14 protein-coding genes and 1 pseudogene are annotated in these 15,793 nt (G+C 70.1%); 5 read left to right on the top strand and 10 right to left on the bottom strand.

Annotated elements, in window-relative coordinates; genetic code table 11:
- The first annotated feature begins 6 nt into the window (after positions 1–6).
- Complete coding sequence (locus tag AB0J16_RS24775; protein ID WP_358543516.1) at positions 7–1,791, top strand: DUF2264 domain-containing protein; 1,785 nt, start codon at positions 7–9, stop codon at positions 1,789–1,791.
- Between the two features lie 34 nt (positions 1,792–1,825).
- Here the strand turns inward: AB0J16_RS24775 and AB0J16_RS24770 are convergent.
- The 5 genes and pseudogenes from AB0J16_RS24770 to AB0J16_RS24750 all read right to left on the bottom strand — a co-directional run.
- Positions 1,826–2,227, bottom strand: a pseudogene (locus AB0J16_RS24770) (Clp protease N-terminal domain-containing protein); the annotation flags it as partial.
- A gap of 101 nt (positions 2,228–2,328) precedes the next feature.
- Entirely contained in the window at positions 2,329–3,213 is an 885-nt protein-coding gene (locus AB0J16_RS24765; RefSeq protein WP_358543513.1) for a helix-turn-helix transcriptional regulator, read from the bottom strand.
- Positions 3,214–3,265: 52 nt separating this feature from the next.
- Complete coding sequence (locus AB0J16_RS24760; RefSeq protein ID WP_358543510.1) at positions 3,266–3,700, bottom strand: MEKHLA domain-containing protein; 435 nt, start codon at positions 3,698–3,700, stop codon at positions 3,266–3,268.
- An 87-nt stretch (positions 3,701–3,787) separates the two neighbouring features.
- Positions 3,788–4,375 carry a CHRD domain-containing protein gene (locus tag AB0J16_RS24755; protein WP_358543507.1) on the bottom strand — a complete coding sequence of 196 codons (588 nt, stop codon included), beginning with the start codon at positions 4,373–4,375 and terminating at the stop codon, positions 3,788–3,790.
- Positions 4,376–4,610: 235 nt separating this feature from the next.
- Entirely contained in the window at positions 4,611–7,862 is a 3,252-nt protein-coding gene (locus tag AB0J16_RS24750) for a BTAD domain-containing putative transcriptional regulator (RefSeq protein WP_358543505.1), read from the bottom strand.
- A 172-nt stretch (positions 7,863–8,034) separates the two neighbouring features.
- Here AB0J16_RS24750 and AB0J16_RS24745 point away from each other — a divergent pair, with 172 nt between their 5' ends.
- Positions 8,035–8,655 carry an L-threonylcarbamoyladenylate synthase gene (locus AB0J16_RS24745; protein ID WP_358543502.1) on the top strand — a complete coding sequence of 207 codons (621 nt, stop codon included), beginning with the start codon at positions 8,035–8,037 and terminating at the stop codon, positions 8,653–8,655.
- Positions 8,656–8,772: 117 nt separating this feature from the next.
- Here AB0J16_RS24745 and AB0J16_RS24740 read toward each other — a convergent pair whose 3' ends face one another.
- Positions 8,773–9,405 carry an NAD(P)H-dependent oxidoreductase gene (locus tag AB0J16_RS24740; protein ID WP_358543499.1) on the bottom strand — a complete coding sequence of 211 codons (633 nt, stop codon included), beginning with the start codon at positions 9,403–9,405 and terminating at the stop codon, positions 8,773–8,775.
- A gap of 137 nt (positions 9,406–9,542) precedes the next feature.
- Here AB0J16_RS24740 and AB0J16_RS24735 point away from each other — a divergent pair, with 137 nt between their 5' ends.
- Positions 9,543–10,184 carry a helix-turn-helix domain-containing protein gene (locus AB0J16_RS24735; protein WP_358543496.1) on the top strand — a complete coding sequence of 214 codons (642 nt, stop codon included), beginning with the start codon at positions 9,543–9,545 and terminating at the stop codon, positions 10,182–10,184.
- Between the two features lie 46 nt (positions 10,185–10,230).
- Here the strand turns inward: AB0J16_RS24735 and AB0J16_RS24730 are convergent, their stop codons facing one another.
- Positions 10,231–10,395: a hypothetical protein gene (locus AB0J16_RS24730; protein ID WP_358543494.1), complete on the bottom strand. Its 165-nt coding sequence runs from the start codon at positions 10,393–10,395 to the stop codon at positions 10,231–10,233.
- Between AB0J16_RS24730 and AB0J16_RS24725 the strand changes: the two genes are divergently transcribed.
- Positions 10,382–10,504, top strand: a complete 123-nt coding sequence (locus tag AB0J16_RS24725; protein WP_358543491.1) for a hypothetical protein — start codon at positions 10,382–10,384, stop codon at positions 10,502–10,504. The genes AB0J16_RS24730 and AB0J16_RS24725 overlap by 14 nt on opposite strands.
- Positions 10,498–11,475, top strand: coding sequence for a hypothetical protein (locus tag AB0J16_RS24720; RefSeq protein WP_358543489.1), 978 nt, complete (start codon positions 10,498–10,500; stop codon positions 11,473–11,475). The genes AB0J16_RS24725 and AB0J16_RS24720 overlap by 7 nt, the downstream gene beginning before the upstream one ends.
- Before the next feature lie 154 nt (positions 11,476–11,629).
- Here the strand turns inward: AB0J16_RS24720 and AB0J16_RS24715 are convergent, their stop codons facing one another.
- From AB0J16_RS24715 to manD, 3 genes are all read right to left on the bottom strand, one after another.
- Positions 11,630–12,040 carry a hypothetical protein gene (locus tag AB0J16_RS24715; protein WP_358543487.1) on the bottom strand — a complete coding sequence of 137 codons (411 nt, stop codon included), beginning with the start codon at positions 12,038–12,040 and terminating at the stop codon, positions 11,630–11,632.
- A gap of 110 nt (positions 12,041–12,150) precedes the next feature.
- Entirely contained in the window at positions 12,151–14,448 is a 2,298-nt protein-coding gene (locus tag AB0J16_RS24710; protein WP_358543484.1) for a polysaccharide lyase 8 family protein, read from the bottom strand.
- A 77-nt stretch (positions 14,449–14,525) separates the two neighbouring features.
- Positions 14,526–15,755, bottom strand: coding sequence for a D-mannonate dehydratase ManD (gene manD, locus AB0J16_RS24705; protein ID WP_358543482.1), 1,230 nt, complete (start codon positions 15,753–15,755; stop codon positions 14,526–14,528).
- Positions 15,756–15,793: the final 38 nt, after the last annotated feature.

The raw sequence follows: 15,793 nt of genomic DNA, 5'->3' as shown, positions 1-15,793 counted from the left end.
GACCCCGTGCACACCGACGACCGGCCCGGCGGCGATCGAGAAGAGTTGGCGCGTCAGGTATTGGACCTGGTCACGCCCCTGATTTCGCGGTTCAGTCCGGGGCGGGGACGGCTGCGGCTGGGGTTCCACACGGCGCACTACGACCTGGCGTCCGCCGAGCTGGAAGCGTTTGCACGCCCGCTGTGGGGGCTGGCGCCCCTGGCGGCCGGCGGCGGGGCGTTCGACCACTGGGACCTCTGGAGCGCCGGGCTCGCCGCCGGGACCGATCCCGAGCACCCCGACTACTGGGGCGCGGCCTTCGACAAGAACCAGCGACTGGTCGAGACCGCCGCCCTCGGCCTGGCGCTCGCCCTGGCCCCCGAGCGGATCTGGGACCCGCTGACCGGCCCGCAGCGCGACACGGTGGCCGCCTGGCTACGGCATTCCGTCACCGTGGAGCCGAACGACAACAACTGGCTGTTCTTCCCGGTCATGGTGGGGCTCGGGCTCGACCGCGTCGGCATCTCCCACGACCACGACGCCAACACGGCCAGGCTCGACCGGCTGGAGGAGTTCGACCTCGGGCGCGGCTGGTACTCCGACGGGCCGACGTGGCAGCGCGACTACTACATCCCGTTCGCCATGCACTACTACGGCCTCATCTACGCCGCGCTCGGTCGCGACCAGGACCGGGCCGGGCGCTTCCGTGAGCGGGCTGCGGCGTTCGCCCAGGACTTCCAGCACTGGTTCAGCAGCGAGGGGGTGGCCGTCCCGTTCGGCAGGAGCCTGACCTACCGGTTCGCGCAGTCGGCGTTCTGGGGGGCGCTGGCCTTCGCCGACGTCGAGGCGCTGCCGTGGGAGGTGACCAAGGGGCACCTGCTGCGGAACCTGCGCTGGTGGGACCGCCGGCCGATCCGCGACAACGCGGGAGTGCTCACCATCGGCTACGGCTACCCCCAGCCGCACATGGCCGAGCAGTACAACGCGCCCGGCTCGCCGTACTGGGCCATGAAGGCGTTCCTACCGCTCGCCCTGCCCGCGGAGCATCCGTTCTGGACCGCCAAGGAGGCCGACGCTCCCCCGCTGCCCGAGGTCAGCACCCAGCCGGAGGCGGGCGTGGCGCTGATGCGCTGCGAGGAGGGGCGGCACGTGGTGCTGCTCAGCGCGGGGCAGCGCAACCCGTGGGCGCGGCACGGCGCGGCCAAGTACGCCAAGTTCGCCTACTCCACGCGGTTCGGCTTCAGCGTGCCGGCCGGGACGCTGAAGCTGGAGCAGGGCGCCTTCGACAGCACGCTGGCGCTCAGCGAGGACGGCGAGCACTGGCGGCCGTGCGAGCTGCCGGACCAGGTCTCCGCCGCCGACGGTGTGCTGCACTCCCGCTGGACGCCGTGGGAGGACGTGGAGATCGAGACCTGGCTGGTGGCGTTGCCCCCGTGGCACGTACGGGTGCACCGGATCACGACCGGGCGGGCGCTGCGCACGGCCGAGGGCGCCTTCGCGCTCGACCGCGACCGGCCGCCCATCCGGGTCGACATCGGTTCCGGCCGGGCCCGGCTCGACGCGCCCCACGGCCTGTGCGTGATCGAGGACCTGACCGGCGAGCGGGAGGGCGACCTGGTCACGGCCCTGCCCGGCACGAACGTGCTCACGCCGCGCACCACGATCCCCACGCTGAGGGGTGACCTGCCGCCCGGCGAGCACCTGCTGGCCTGCGCGGTGCTCGGCCTGGGGCCCACGGGCCCGGACGCGGCGGCCGGGTGGCCGGAGCCGCCCGCGTGGGAGAGCATCGAGCCGCTGATCGGCCCTAGTTGACGTACTGCTGGAGGAGTTTGTCCGTGGTCGGCCCGACCTGGTCGAGGTCGACGCCGAGCTTGACCAGCACCTGGGCGGCCACGCTCGCACGGTCGCGGGTGAGTGCGAGCAGGAGGTGTTCGGTGCCGATGTAATCGAGGACGCGTCGCAGGGACTCCTGGTTCGCCGCCTGGAGCACTTCGTTGGCCGCCGGCGTGAACGGAAGGTAGCCCGACGGAGCGGACTGGCCTCGGCTCCGGCTCTCCTCAACCTGCCGGCGCACATCCTCAAGGGTGAGGCCCAGGTTCTTGAGAACCTGGGCCCCCACACCCTCATCTTCACGGATCAAACCAAGCAGAACGTGCTCGGTGCCGATGGAGTCGTGGTTGAGCGTTCTGGCTTCGTCCTGGGACAGGACGATGATGCGCCGCGCTCGGTCGGTGAACTTCTCGAACATCCCGCCACTCCTCGCAAAGCAGTCAGTCAGGTTTTGTCCTTGCGCATGCTAGTGCGTCACACCCGTCACCACAGCACCATGCCTTGCCACCTGTTTCCTGGTCAGCTCGTGGACGGGGTGTCGGCCTCCTGTTCCTGACCCGCGGTGGCGGACCAGCTGGCGAGCAGCTTCAGGCCGTCCTCCGTGGCGCTTCCGGGCGGCGCGCTGTAGACGACCACGCTCAGCCCGTTCTCGTCCGGCAGGGCCAGAGACTCGTGATCGAGTTCCAGATCGCCGACGACCGGATGGCGCAGCCGCTTGGTGCCCTCGCGAAAGACGTGCACGTCGTGGGAGCCCCACATCACGCGGAAGGCGTCGCTGCGGGTGCACAGCTCACCGATCAGATTCGACAGCTCCCGGTCGTAGGGATTCTTTCCCGCCGCGATGCGCAGCACGCCGACGGCCTCGTGGGTGACGCGCTCCCAGTCGATGTAGAACTGCCGGGCGGCGGGACTGAGGAAGGCGAACCGAGCGCTGTTCGCCCCGGACGTCGGATCGGCGTACATCGGCGAGAAGAGCGCACGACCCAGCGGGTTGGCGGCCAGCGTGTCCAGACGGTCGTTCTTCACGAACGCCGGCAGCTGCGGCATGCCCTCGATGATCCGCGCCACGCCCGGACGCACCACCGGCCGGGTCTCCCGCTGCCTGGCCCGTCCTTGGGGCGCGGGCCCGGCGGCTCGGGCGAGGTCGTACAGGTGCATGCGCTCGGTGTCGTCCAGGCGCAGAGCCTGGGCAAGGGCGCCCAGCACACTGTCGGACGCGCCCCGGAGGTTGCCGCGCTCCAGACGCGTGTAGTACTCCACGCTCACTCCGGCGAGCATCGCGACCTCGCCCCGGCGCAGGCCGGGCACCCGCCGCTGGCCGTACACCGGCAGCCCCGCCTGCTCAGGCGTGATCTTGTCTCGCCGGGAGCGGAGGAATGCGCTGATTTCGTCCCGGTTGTCCATACCGCCAGGGTAAGCAGACTCCGCCACAGGTGGGGGTCCCTGCCAGTACCTCTCACAGCACAGCCTCCCAGCGTTGGAAAGTGGCCGCCTGGCCCACGAGTACGCCGTCGCCGTCCGTGAGGTTCCACATCGTCACGTCCTCGATCCAGAACCGGCGCCCGGACTTGGCGATGCGCTGTCCCCGGTAGCCGGTCGCGAAGCCGCTCCGGTGCACGGCGTCCAGCAGGCGCTGACGGTCCTCCCGCCGGTCCGGCTCCGCCGAGAGCCGGGAGGGCAGGCCGACGAACTCCGCCCAGTCGTACTCGAAGCAGCGCTGGGCGGTGCGGTTCGCGTAGGTGAAGCGGGGGTCGCGCGCCGCGTCGTGCGCCAGCACGCCGAAGGGCGCGTCCTCGTACAACCAGCGCGCCGTGGCCTCAGGACCGGCCAGCGGGGTACCGACGAGCCGCTGGTGGCAGCCCGCCAGCAGGTCGAAGAAGTCGGGATTCACGTAACAGCCGTCACTTGTCCTGTCGTGGAGTCGGCCTCCAGGCGGGGCATTCCACTGCCAGTGGAATGCCCCGCCGAAGAGGGCGATTTACCAGTGGCCGCCGTTGTGGAGCTGGCCACGGACCGCACCGTCGGGGAACTGGGCCGTGTGCATGTTGGCGTACCAGTTCTTCGGGTTCTTCTTGATGTCCCTGAGCAGGCTGCTCTTGACACGGACGGAGCCGAAGCTGGTGTTGCCGCGAATGGTGCCGCTGGACAGCAGGTCGATCACGACCGGGCCGTTCACGCCCGCCTTGCCGCGGTGGATGTGGAAGGCGGTGGGCTTGCCGGTCTTCCGCCACTGGACGAAGTAGTAGAAGCGGTTGCCGTTGATGCGGAACTTGGCAACGGCCACGCCGTCCGGGTCATCGACCTTCTTGCCCGCTTCGCGCACCTCGTTCCTGCCGAGGAGCCCGGCGGCGAAGTAGTACTTCCTGGACGTGCTGGCCATGGGAGCCCGTGTGACCGTACTCGCCTCGGCGGAGTGGGGCAACCGCCATTCCGGTGCGGCGGCCGCGGGAGTGGCGGTCACCGCGGTGGCGGCCACCACCGCGACCGCTCCTGCCGCCGCCGCGCCGCCAATTACCCGGCGCCACGAGATCCGTCCGTTGCCCGCCTGATTTAACGTGCTCATCATTGCCTTTCCTTTTTGACTCGCAGTTGTGACTCTTTGATCGCTGCAGACCATATGAAAGACAATAGTGGTCGTTCTGCGTAAAAATACACATTCGGCATGTGAGCAATGCCACAGGGCTACTACAAGGGCAGATGCGTTCTTGACGAATACTGAACAGAAAGTGGAATTCGCACTCGCCGACCGGAGCTCTCAATAAGCGTCTTGATAACGAGTGAATATTTACTGAATTCGCCGCTCAACCATTTTCAAGATGGCCACCGTCCAGCGTGGCCAGGAACTCTTCGGCGCGCCGGGCGAACAGGTGGGTCCCGCGTTCGGTGGACAGTGTGCGGCATCTCTCCGCGACGGCCCTCACCTCGGCGACGGATTCCCCTTCCGCCAGCAGCAGTCGCGCCCGCAGCAGGAGGAGCAGGCCCTCCGCGTAGCGCTGACCGTAGAGATCGAGGCAGGAGTCGGCCTTGTCGAGGGCCGCGGCGGCCTTGTCCAGCGCGCCGGCGGCCAGCCACATCTCACACAGATGCCCGAAGCAGGTCGAGACGCTGGCCCGAGGTGGGTCGAGGAGGTTGGTGGCGATGATCCGCTCGGCCTGCGCCGCGGCGCCCGCCGGATCCCTGCCGGTCATGGCCAGCGCCCAGCACCGGACCAGCCGCTGGTAGGTGCCAAGGAAGACGAAGGAGAAATCGGGGTCCGCGGCGATCCCGCGTTCCGCCGCGCGCAAGGCCCGTTCCGGGTCGCCGATCAGTGCTTCCATCCTTGCCGCGTGGGCGGCCCAGACCGTGATCGTGAACGGGGCGTCGCCGGGGGCCGCCAGCCGGTCGAGCAGCGATCGCGCGCCGTCGATGTCATCGTGCATCGCGGTCGCCTCCGCGAGCATCCCGATCATCAGCAGCTGCAGGTCGTACCAGACGGGATCGTCCTCGCGCCGGACGACGCGGGTCAGCAGGATCCGGCTCGCCTCGGTCAGGCGACGGAACGCTTCGCCCATGTTCCCGTCACTGAACTGCTGCAGCCCCCATGCCTGCAGCCCATACGCGCGTACGAGCGGCTTGTCGGATGCTTCACCCTCTTTCAGCAACCGGCGCGCCAGCAGCCTGCTGCGGTCGCTCTCGAGGGCTTGGGCGTGGGCCGCCCAGCGGGAGTAGAGCAGGACGATGGCGTCGAGTTCCCGGCCGAGGATCCGGGCCAGGTGCTCCGCGCGTTCCAGCAGATCCACCGACGAGGTGCCGTACATCTCACGCATCCCGACGACCGCGATCAGCTGAGACAGGGCGGGCAACTCCGCGTCGGCGAGGCCGGCCGTCCGCGCCACCCGGACGGCCAGCCGCAGTTGTCGCTCGGCGGCCTCGAGCGCGGACTTGGCCGCCGCGTGACGGCCCGCGCGCACCAGCGCCGCCGTGGTCCGGCGCGGATCGGCGAGCGGACCGGCCGCCCACAGGTGGTGGGCGACGCGCTCGGCCACGTAGTCGCCGGAGGAGTCGGTACGTTCGAGCGTGTCGGCGACGCGCAGGTGAAGCGGGTTCGCCCGCCCGGCGGGCGTGCTCTCGGAGACGGACTCGCGGACCAGATCGTGCGAGAAGCGGAACGAGAACGGGTTCCCTGGTGTGGGTTCGAGCAGGCCGAGCGCTTCCACGGGCTCCAGACGATCGAGGCAGGTCTGTACGTCAAGGTCGGCGACCCCGGCGAGCAGACCGAGGTCCACCTCCCGGCCGATCAGCGCGGCGATCTGGAGCAGGTTCCTGGCGCGGTCGTCGAGTCCGGCCATCCGGTCGCGGACGACGTCTCGCACGGTGGCGGGCACTCCCACTCGCGCCCCGGCGCCCTCGACGAGCGCGCCGCTGTCAGCGAGCAGCCGGGCCAGCTCCCGGACGAAGAACGGATTGCCGGCCGTACGCGCATAGATGCCGCGTACCGCCTCCGGGCCTGGAACCTGGCCGGTCTCGCGGCGGACGAGCTCGGCCACCTCGGCCAGGCCGAGAGGACCGAGCCGGGTACGGAAGTGGCCGGGCACCCGGCTCGCCGCGGCGAGCGTCCGCGTCAGCGCCGATCCGGGTACGGGCGCGCGGTCGCGGAGCCCTCCGATGACCGCGGTGCCGGCCGGCAGCCGGGCCGCCAGGTGGCTGAACAAGCGCAGCGACGCGACGTCCGCCCACTGGAGGTCGTCGATCATGAGCACCAGTGGTCGCCGCGCCGCGACCTGGCCAATGGCGGCGACGGCCGCCTCGAACAAGCGGAACTGGGCGCCCGCGTCGCGTGCCACCGTTTCGCCGAGGCCGTCACCGTCCGGCTCCAGGAGGTCGCCGAGTTCGCCGGCGAGCCATTTCTCCCGCGCCGCGCCGGGCAGCTCGTCCAGCACAGCGCCGACTGCCTGAATCCACGGCCACATCGACGGCGTTCCTTCGCCTTCCAGGCAGCGGGCCCAGACGGCGGCGGCCTTACGCTTCTCCGCCTCGGCGGTGAGCTCCTCCAGCAGCCGCGTTTTGCCTATCCCCGGCTCGCCCTCCAGGACGATGAGCCCCCTGCCTGCGGTGAAGGCGGGCTCGATCGCCTGCCGCAGCACCGTCAGTTCCTCCGCTCGGCCGACCAGGACGTCTCCGGACGATGTCGCGGATCTCGCGGCGGCCTGTACCGGTGCGGGCGAGTGTCCGGCCGAGCGCCGTACGGTCACTGCCTCGGTCGCCGTCGGGTTCTGGTCCAGCACCAGCCGGTGCGCGGCGGCCACGGCTTGGCCAGGGTCGATGCCGAGATCCTCGGCGAGCCGGGCACGGACCGCGCGGAACACCGACAACGCCTCCGCCTGCTGCCCGGCGGCGCCCAGCGTGGAGATGAGGCTCGCCTGCACCGGCTCGTGCAGGGGCGCCATCCTGGCAGCCAGGTGCAGGGAAGGCAGCAGCCGCTCCGGCCGGCCCAGCGACACCGCGAGCTCGGCCGCCGCCGTGCACGCGTCGAAGAACTGGCCGTCCAGCCTCGCGAATATCGACGTCGCGGCCGGTCCCTGGCCCAGCCCATCGCCCGCGGAGCCGTGCCAGAGTCCCAGCGCTTCCACGTAACAGTCGAGAGCCGCCTCAGGGCGCTCCTTCACCAGGGCGGCCTCGACAAGGTTCTGGAACACGACAAGGTCCAGCGTCCCGGCTGCCGCCGCGAACAGGTAGCTGTTGCCACGCCGCTCCAGGTAGGAGCCGGAACTTCGCGCCGAAAGCTCAGGCTCCAGCAGCCGGCGCAGCGACCCGACGTACTTGTGGATGACGTTGAGGGCACTCGCCGGCGGATCGTCCTGCCAGATGAGATCGATCAGCTCATCGGTGCTGATCGGCCGTCCTTCCCTGGCCAGGAGAAGGGCCAGCAGGAAGGCCTGCTGCCGCGGGCCGGCGCTCAACTCGACGTGACCCCGCCAGAGCCGTAAAGGACCGAGAATCTGGAAGAGCAGGGGGCCGCCGGAAGCCCGTCCGTCCTCGCCATCGCCGTCGATGGGAAGGATTGCCACAGCCACGCGTGTACCACCTTGGAATGTCATCGGATCGCCTGGGCTCGGACAGTGAAGCGGATCGCGAAGCCGGTGGGTACTGTGATCCTGCTCGACCAGTGCCCATTCCCAGCGACGTCGCGTCACTGCGCCGGGGGGCGTGTCATGCGATGGGGTGTTCGCTTCTAAGATCCGAGGTGTGGCCAAGTATTTCGCTCTGCACCCGGACAACCCCCAGCCTCGCCTGATCAGCCAGGTCGTCGATTCGTTAAACGCCGACGGGCTGATCGCGTACCCGACGGACTCGTGCTACGCGCTGGGGTGCCGGCTGGGCAACCGGGAAGGCATCGATCGGATCAGGGAGATCCGCAGCCTCGGCAGTGATCATCACTTCACGCTGATCTGCAGGGACTTCGCGCAGTTCGGCCAGTTCGTTCACGTGAGCAATGCGGTGTTCCGGTTGGTCAAGGCGGCGACTCCGGGCGGATACACGTTCATCCTGCCCGCGACCAAGGAGGTGCCGCGGCGGTTGATGCATCCCCGGAAGAAGACGGTCGGTGTGCGGATCCCTGATCACGTCGTCACCCAGGCGCTGCTGGCCGAGCTCGGCGAACCGCTGCTGTCGAGCACCCTGCTGTTGCCCGACGAGACCGAGCCCGCGACACAGGGCTGGGAGATCAAGGAGCGGCTCGATCACGTGGTCGACGCCGTCATCGACTCGGGCGAGTGCGGCGCCACCCCGACCACCGTCGTCGACCTCTCGCAGGGTGAACCCGAGATTCTTCGTCGCGGCACGGGAGACCCGTCCCTGTTTGAGTAAGTTCGAGTAAGGGTGAGGGCCGCCCCGATCATCACGGGGCGACCCTGGCGGCGGCCGGCGCTTGGCCAGTACGGCTGCGGCTGCGGAGCGCTTGGCCAGTGCGAGCCGGCGGCGCGGCTACTTGGCGGCCAGCTCTCGGCCGGCGTCGCGGGCGGCGGCGAGGGCGTCGCCGTGAAGCTGCGCGGCCAGCGGGCGCAGCGATTCCATGGCCGGGTTGGTGGCGGCGAGGGTGAGCTCACGTTCGACGACGGTGAGGTCGGCCTCCCACATGTCACTCAGAACCCGCGTCAGGTACGGGGTGGAGTGGTCCCAGCCCTCACGCGGGGTCCCGGGTCCATAGCCGCCGCCACGCACGGTGGCCAGCACGGTCGGCTTGCCCTTCAGCACCGGAGTGCCGGCGCCCGCCGCGGCGATGACCAGGTCGGCCCAGGTCTTGAAGTGCTGGGAGACCCCGTAGTTGTACAGCGGCACGGCCAGCAGAACCGCGTCGGCCGCCTCCAGTTCGGCAGCGAGCCGCACGGCCAGCGCGAGCGCGTCACGCTGCGCCTGGGTGCGGTCGGGTTCGGAGGTGAACGCCGCGGTCGCCGCGAGCGCCCAGGCCTCGGCGGGCAGCGGGTCGGTGGCCAGGTGACGACGCACTACCGGCTCGCCGGGCCGGGTCGCCGTCCACTCGGCTTCGACGAGGTCGGCGAGCTCGGCGCTGGAAGAGGTGCCGGGAAGAATGCTGGCGTCCAGCCGGAACAGACTCATGATCGTCTCCTTTAAGGTGCCGCGTCATGCGGCTCAGCGATGTCGGCGGCGAGCCGGCCTGGGTGCCGGCGCCGCGACCCGCTTCAGCATAAGCGGACTTTACCCCGCTTTATATTCCAGAGGTAGGGTGAGAACTTGTGGATCTCCCTGTGGTGCCCTTCGGTCGTCCCCGTGCGGAACGGGTGGACGCGGCGCGCAACCGGCTGCAACTGCTCCAGGTGGCCCGCGAGATGATCGCCGAGCACGGGGTGGAGAGGGTGACCATGGACGGCCTGGCCGAACGGGCCGGCCTGGGCAAAGGGACTGTCTTTCGCCGGTTCGGCACCCGCGCGGGAATCTTCCAGGCCCTGGTGGACGAGGACGACCGTGCCTTCCAGCAGGCCGTCATGGGCGGGCCACCGCCGCTCGGCCCCGGAGCCGACCCGGTGCAACGGCTGATCGCCTACGGCCGGGCCCGCATCGCCTTTCTGCTCGACCACCACGCGATCGTCCGCGCGGCCCTGGACCGCAACCAGCCCGTCCCCGTCGGCGAGCACAACCTCTCCCGGCTGCACATCCGGATGCTCCTGGGACAGGCGCACCAAGACGAACTCCTGGACATCGCCGACCTCGACAGCCTGGCCGTCCAGCTCACCGCCGCGCTCGAAGGCCCGATCCTGCTCTACCTGGGCATGTCGCGGCCCTTCCCGGCCGACCCCACCCCGGCCTCCATCCCGTTGGCCGACAGCTGGCAGACCATCATCGAGCGCCTCTTCCGAACGCCGTCACACAGCGGTTAACTCACGGCAGCGGCGATGCCGCCCGGATACCCCATCGACAGGCCCGTCAGCGGGTGGCGTGGGCCCAGTCGGCCAGTTCCAGTTCGACGTCGGCCTGCTGCGCCGCCGTGGCGAGGTGGGATCGCGTACGAGAGCGCTCAAAGCTGACAGCCGCTGTCCACCGGGTCAGGCGAGGATTGTTGGCGACGCTCCATGAGATGATCGAGATCATGATGGGTTTGTCAGGCACGGGCCGTTCAGTCGTTCACCCCTCCGGGCCGGCCGGCGAGGCTGCCGCGATGTTCACCGCCGATCTGGTCACGGCGTCGGCCGCGTGCTGAGCATGGTCGAGGCGGAGACCACCCCGCGAGTCCCGCACACGTTCGGGGACGGCCTCGCGTCTCCCTTCCCCGGCGGCGACCCCATGAGACCCGCGAGCCATCCAGAGCCGGCCGGCGTCGCGCAGATCCCGGGATTACGACCGCGCCTGCGCGCTGGTGATGGGGGCGAGGTCCCTGCGGCCGACGTCGACCTTGTGGACGCACTGGATCCGCGGACCCGGCGAACGGTGACGGCCTGGCTCAGTGAGAAGCCCTCCGCGCCCCTGCGACAGACACGGCTGCGGATCCTGGCCTCGTTCCTGCGCTGGCTGCACACCGCCGAGCCGGCCCTCGACCTGCTCACCGCCACCGAGGCTCAACTGGACGCCTACTGCTACACCGCCCTCACCACCGGCGTACGCGCGTCCGGCAAGCCCTTGACCAGGGCGACGGTGATCCGGAGACGCGCCACGCTGGCCTCCTTCTACGCCTTCGCCCGGCGAACCGGCGCGGATCGGTCTCACCGTGGCGTGACCGGCACGCCTCCCCTCACCCCGGCCGAGCGGCGCCTGCTGCGAACAGGTGCCAGGCGGCTGGCCGACGACGGCCGATGGGCCGAGGCTCTCGCCGTCGCGCTGCTGGAGGCGACAGGCGCCTGCGTGGAGGCGCTGGCCGCTTTGACCGCCCACGATGTCCGCCCTTCCGCCCCCGCCGACCAGCTGACCCTGATCACCTTGCGCGACGGCCGTGATGGCGTCGTCGCGTTCCCGGTGTCGCCGGAGGTCCGCCACCTGTTGCGCGCGCTGTGCGCCAGCCGTCCCCCCGGAGAGCCGCTGATCAGGCGGGACGACGGCCGGAGCGTCGACCTCGAATGGATCGGGGCCGCGCTCACCGACGCCGCGCTCGCCGCCGGCGTACCCAGGCAGCGAGCCGAACTCCTGCACCCGCGCCTGCTGCGCGCCCGCACGGTGACCGAGCTCGCCCGCCCGTAACCGGCGGGCCGGGCAGGCCTGCCCTGCGGTCCGGGCGGGCCTGCCTCGCGGGCCGAGTGCGCGTAACCGCGGACCCTGGTCGCCGTACCAGACCTTCCACACCCGCCCCTGAACAGCCCAGGCTCGGGGGCGCTGAGCGTTCGCCCGGCCGGGGTCACCTGCCGCCGACGAAGGACCTGGCGGGGATGAAGAGCTCGTGCCCGGTGTTGAAAAGCACCCGCACCCCGGCGGTCGTCCACTCGGTCGCCTTGACGGAGTCGGCCGACGTTTCGATGTCCACCCAATGGCCGTAGGAAAGGCTGGGATCCCGGCCGACGAAGATCTGGTGCGACTCCCCGACAAGGGCGCTGCGGTGAATCAAGGCCAGCAGATGCTTCGAACCGTCGTTGTAGGCCACCGTGGCCGGCTGGTCGCTGCGATAGACCACCTCGGACCGCGGCCACCGCACCGCGACGGACAGCGCCACACCCAGCGCGATGCCGAGAACGACCAGCCCGAGTCCCTTCAGCCGCCGGAACCGGTACGGGCGGGTCAACGGCGGTTCCACGGTCAAGGGCGAAGTCATCCAGGACCTCCGTAAAGGGTCGACTTCGTAGTTGGTCGCTCCGGCATGAGGAAAAGTTCGCGAACGCCGACGCTGTTCACCGTTCCTCGGCCCGGACTTGCCGGTGCGCCTCAGACGTGCACCACCGCGGTGTGGGCGTGCCCGCGGCTGCGACCGACCTCCACCTTGACCGAGCGCTTGGCCTTGCGCACGCCGCGGTCGCGCTTCTTGACCGATTTCACCCGCCAGGGCAGCGTGATCTTCACCTCGTCGGCGGTCCTGGACGGGTCGGAGACCGCGAGCCGTACCCGCCCGTGGTCGCGGCGGATCAGCAGCGTGCAGGGGCCGTCGGCGTGGAGCGGTCCGTCCGCGGTCTCGACGGTCCCCGCGCGCCAGAAGACGGCGGCGAGCACGTTGTCGCGGGCGATGGCCTGCACCGTTCGGGAGTTGGCGAGGATCTTGATCCGCTGCCCGTAAGCCGCGGTCTGCGCGATGGAGGCGTCGGGCAGCACGGCATAGGCGTAGCGGGCCTTGCCCGGATCGACGCCATGGTCGAGCAGGATCGTCGTGTAGTGCCTGGTGACGGGGGTGTTGTCGCCGCCGGTGGTGGCGCCCTTGTCGATATCGCGCCAGCGGCCGGTGCGCTGCTCGCGGATCACCTTCGCGTCGGCGCCGTCGAGCAGCGCGTAGCCGGCCACGCCGGTCAGGTGGACCCAGCCGTCGCCCCGGGTCAGCGGCGGATGCCAGTCGTGGGTGTTGCGGTTCTCCACGATGGTCTCGATGCGGCGGCCGTCGGAGGCGGCGATGCCGGTGCCGAGGGCGATCACCGCGTCATCGAGCAGGAACCACGCCTTCTTGGCCCGCAGCGAGGAGCCGTCGGCGATCAGCTTCATGGCCGCCACGCCGTACTCGCCGTCCAGTGCCACGCCGCCCGCCCACGGGGTGGGTGGCAGGCGGCGCTTGCTGTGCGAGAGGTCGGCGCGCCCGCGCGTGTCGACCGTCGTGCCCGGCAGCCGGTGCGGGTCGATCGTCGGCCACAGGTCGTCGTTCCAGTGGGTGAGGTCGGCGGTGTAGAGGTAGGTCATGCCGTCGCCGGTGTACCAGCCGTGCAGGTTCTCCTGGTTCATGGACTCCGCCGCGCCGATGCGCTCCGAGCTCATCGCGATCGCGTAGGCCCAGGTGGGGCGGCGGTGCACGACCCGGTCCATGTCGGCGAAGACGTACGTGCCCGTCATGCGCGGGCCGACCGGCACCGACAGGTCCTCCAGCAGGGCCTTGGCCCCGGCGATGCTCGCCAGCGACGCGAGCGCGGGGGCGGCCTGGTTGCGGGTGATCCAGCCCTTCACCAGCGGTCGCCAGCGCTGGGCGTAGCGCTCGGGCGCCGCCTCCAGCAGGGTGAGGATGGACTCGACCGCCTTCTCCCCGGAGTGGTGGTCGCGGTGGCCCTGCACCGAGATCTGCCGGCCGCGTACGCAGTCCATCATCAGCCCGTCGAAGATGAACGGCGCGAACGAGCGATCCACGAGGTCGTAGACGTGGCCGATTCCGGTGATCTCCCACGGTGACCTCGCGAGCATGGCGATCAGCTTGGCCACGCTCTCCAGATAGTCCACGCCGTAGCTGCCGTTGTAGGGAAACACGTCGTGCTGGATGAACGACCCGTCACGGTAGAAGCCGTCGCCTGGGCCCTTGGTCGGTCGCAGCAGGTCGGAGACCGCGTTCCTGGCCCGCTTGACGAGGCGGGCGTCGTGGGTGAGCAATCCGCGCATCGCCACCGCCGTGGCCTTGCCCGCCCGGTTGGCGCCGGTCTCGACGACGCCGGGGTGGCTGACGCGGCGCTCCGGGTTGGGACACCAGCGGCGCAGGGGGCGCAGCCAGCGCTCGAGGCGGTCCTTGGGCAGGCCGTCGTACAGCAGGGCGCAGGTGTCGGTCAGCGCGCGGGGGACGCCGATCTCCCACCAGTACCAGTTGCTGCCCCGCCGGTCGAGTCCCTCGTGGTAGGCGTGCTTGTACAGGAAGTCCAGCGCCATGATCGCGGTGTCGGCGACGTGCCCGTCGCGGTGCATGGTGGTGCCCGGCGTGGCCCAGCCCAGCGCCAGCGTGCGCATGCGGTTGTAGGCGCGGTTGAAGTTGCCCGTACGGGGGTCGTCGAGCGGCAGGTCGGGCCACAGGCTCGGGCGGCCGGGGTCGGGCTTCAGCTTGCGCAGCACCGCGTTGGCCGAGCCGTCGACCGCCTGCGCCTTGTCGGTGTAGACGGAGTCGTACGACCCGCCGGCCAGCAGGCTCACCCACCGCTCACGCGCGGCGTCGAACATGGCCGTGCTGACCGTCGCGGTGCCGGCCGCTTCGGCTGGTCTGTCCCAAAGAGCGAGGCCGGCCACGGCCGAGGTGCCCAGCAGGGCGGACCGCCGGCTGAGGGGGTGGGTCATGGCGGCCTTCCGACAACGGGCGAACATCAGCTCAAAGGATCATATGTCGACTCGCCCATAGCCCGGATCCGCCGTGCTCACCAGTCATGGACGGTGCCGTCCGTGAGCCGGTTGAACGGCAGGTACGCCGGTTGGTACGGGAATCGCGCCGCGGCCTTCTCATCGAGCTCCACGCCGAGTCCCGGCAGCCCGCCGGGGTGCAGGTAGCCGTCGGTGAAGCTGAACGACTGCTGGAACACCTCGTTGGTCGCCTGGCCGTGCTGCATGTACTCCTGGATGCCGAAGTTGTGGATCGCCAGGTCCAGGTGCAGGGCGGCGGCCATGCCGACCGGCGAGATGTCGGTCGGGCCGTGGATGCCGGACTTGATCTGGTACTGGGCGGCGTAGTCGAGCAGCTTCCGCATGGCCGTGATCCCCCCGGTGTGGGTGACGGCGGAGCGGACGTAGTCGATGAGCTGTTCGCGGATCAGGGTCTGGTAGTCCCACACGGTGTTGAAGACCTCGCCGATGGCCAGCGGGGTGGTGGTGTGCCGGCGTACCAGGCGCAGCGCCTCCTGATTCTCGGCCGGCGTGCAGTCCTCCAGCCAGAACAGGTCGTACGGCTCAAGGGCCTTGCCGAGCTTGGCGGCCTGGATCGGGGTCATCCGATGGTGGCCGTCGTGCAGCAGCGGCAGCTCGGGCCCGAACTCGTTGCGCACCGCCTCGAAGACGCCGGGCAGGTGGCGCAGGTAGGCGCGGGTGTCCCAGTCCTCTTCGGCGGGCAGCGCCGTGCGCTGGGCCGGCTCGTAGTCGTACCGCTTGCCGTCGACACTGGGCTGGGCGGCTACTCCGTACACGGCGTTGATGCCAGGTACGGAGGTCTGCACCCGGATCGACCGGTAACCCATCTCCAGGTGCCGGCGGATCGAGTCGAACAGCTCTGGCAGGTCCCGGCCCGAGGCGTGCCCGTACGCCATGATCCCGTTCCGGGAGGCTCCGCCGAGTAGCTGGTAGAGCGGCATCCCGGCGGCCTTGGCCTTGATGTCCCACAGCGCCACGTCCACGGCCGCGATGGCGGCCATGGTGACAGGCCCGCGCCGCCAGTACGCCGAGCGGTAGAGGAACTGCCAGGTGTCCTCGATGCGATGCGGGTCTCGCCCGAGCAGGAGGGGGACGACGTGGTCGGCCAGGTACGACGCGACCGCCAGCTCCCGCCCGTTGAGTGTGCCGTCTCCCAGCCCGCTGATCCCCTCATCCGTCGTGATCTTGAGGGTGACGAAGTTGCGGTCGGGACTGGTGACGACGACGTCCGCTGCGATGATCTTCACGCAGATGCCTTTCTCAAAGGTGGTGGCGGCGAAGTCGA

It is taken from the genome of Nonomuraea sp. NPDC049750 (assembly GCF_040659625.1).
Lineage (GTDB): Bacteria > Actinomycetota > Actinomycetes > Streptosporangiales > Streptosporangiaceae > Nonomuraea.
The sequence above is the reverse complement of the archived record's forward strand: the minus strand, read 5'-3'. Positions and strand labels throughout refer to the sequence as shown.